Below are 1,864 nucleotides of genomic sequence, written 5' to 3' on the forward strand. Positions count from 1 at the left end.
GCGACGTCCGCCACGCTCCGAGCCAGCGGCCCTACATGGGACAGCCGCTCCGGGCACGGCGGGACGTACGGCACGTGCCCGTACGAGGGCTTGAACCCGGCAGGGCGCAGCCCACTACGGGTGGGCGCCCGTAACCAGGCCCGCAACGGGCGGGCGTCCGCGACCCAAGCCGCCCGAGGCACCCCCGCCGCAGGTGGAGCACCGCAAGCCGTGCGGCAAGGCGCGACCGCCGCAGTGGAGCACCACCCGGCGCGACAACGGCGCCGCCCGCCGTGGGCCGAGGCCTGCAATCCGGGCCCGAACCCGCAGCCCGCAGCAGGACCGGACCCGCACCCCACCCCGTACCCCCGACGACCTACCCCCTCCCCCCTCCCAAGGAGCCCCCATGCAGCCCCCATCCTCGACCCCGTCCACCCCCTCCGCCCTCTCCCGCCGCACCATGCTCGCCGGTGCCGCCGCCCTCGCCGGTGCCACGGCCACGTCGGCCGCCACCGCCGGAACCGTGCAGGCGGCGACCGCTCCGGCCGCGACCGGAGCCGCGGCATCGGCCCGACCCGGCCACCGCGACAGGACCGTCGTGTTCCGCGACGTGCGCCCGTTCGGCGCGACGAAGCCCACGGACCTCGTCGTCGTCGACGGCCGGATCTCGGACGGCCCCGCGCCGCACGGCGCGAAGGTCGTCGACGGCGGCGGCCGGATCGCCCTCCCGTCCCTCGTCGACGCGCACATCCACCCCGACAAGACCACCTGGGGCGGCTCCTGGGTGTCGCGCCGGCCGGCCTCCGGCATCGCCGACTACGTCGCGCAGGACGTGGAGCTGTTCCGCAGCCAGCGCCGCCCCGTCGCCGAGCGCGCCTACGGCCTGATGAGCCACGCCGTCGCCCGCGGCACCCGCGGCATGCGCGCCCACGCCGACGTGGCCCCGGCCTACGGCCTGGCCGGCGTGGAGGGCGTGGCGGAGGCCCGCGAGCGGCTGCGCCACGCCCTCGACGTCCAGATCGTGGCCTTCCCCCAGCACGGCGTCATCCGCACCCCGGGCACGGCGGCGCTCCTGGAGAGGGCGGCGCGCGAGGGCGTCATCGACATGATCGGCGGCATCGACCCGATCGGCTTCGACCAGGCCCTCGACGAGCAGCTCGACGTCGTCTTCGGCATCGCGGACCGCCATGGCGTCGGTGTGGACATCCACCTGCACGACCGCGGCGAGAAGGGCATGCTGGCGATGCGCGGCATCGTCGAGCGCACCCGTGCCCTCTCCCTCGCCGGCAAGGTCACGGTCAGCCACGTCTTCTGCCTTCCGGGCCTGACGGACCGTGAGCTGGGCTCCATCGCGACGGACTTGGGAGAGCAGGACATCGCGCTCACCACGGTCGCGCCCTCGGACTCCCTGGTGCTTCCGATCGCCCGGCTGCGCGAGCACGGCGTACGGGTCGGGCTCGGCTCGGACGGCGTCCGGGACTCGTGGAGCCCGTTCGGCGACGCCGACATGATGCACCGCGCGCACATCCTCGGCTGGGTGACGGACGTGCGTCTCGACGACGAGCTGTCGGAGTGCTACCGCGTCGCGACCCACGGCGGCGCGGACGTGATGGGCCTCGCGCACGCCGACTTCCGGGCGGGCGCCCCGGCCGACTTCGTCCTGGTGCGCGGCGAGTGCCTGCCGCAGGTCGTCGTCGACATGCCGCGCCGGGACATGGTCGTCCACGGCGGTGTGGTCGTGGCCCGCGACGGGGAGTTCCTCGCCTGACGAGTCCGGCACCGGGTGCGGGTCGACGGGCCGGGGACGTCCCGGCACGCACCGCCTGGGTGCTCGGCGACGAGTACCTCCGCGACGGCACCCCGCACCCCCTCTCCGCGCGCAACG

At 75.6% G+C, this 1,864-nt stretch carries 1 protein-coding gene; it reads left to right on the forward strand.

What is annotated here, in order from left to right; all coding sequences use genetic code 11:
- Positions 1–385: 385 nt before the first annotated feature.
- Positions 386–1,747: an amidohydrolase family protein gene (locus ABZ318_RS39545; RefSeq protein WP_356907245.1), complete on the forward strand. Its 1,362-nt coding sequence runs from the start codon at positions 386–388 to the stop codon at positions 1,745–1,747.
- Positions 1,748–1,864: the final 117 nt, after the last annotated feature.

The organism is Streptomyces sp. NPDC006197 (assembly GCF_040613865.1).
GTDB lineage: Bacteria > Actinomycetota > Actinomycetes > Streptomycetales > Streptomycetaceae > Streptomyces.

Bases quoted from the DNA above. Each gene is read 5' to 3' on its own strand.
- ABZ318_RS39545 (WP_356907245.1), top strand. From the start codon at position 386: ATGCAGCCCCCATCCTCGACCCCGTCCACCCCCTCCGCCCTCTCCCGC.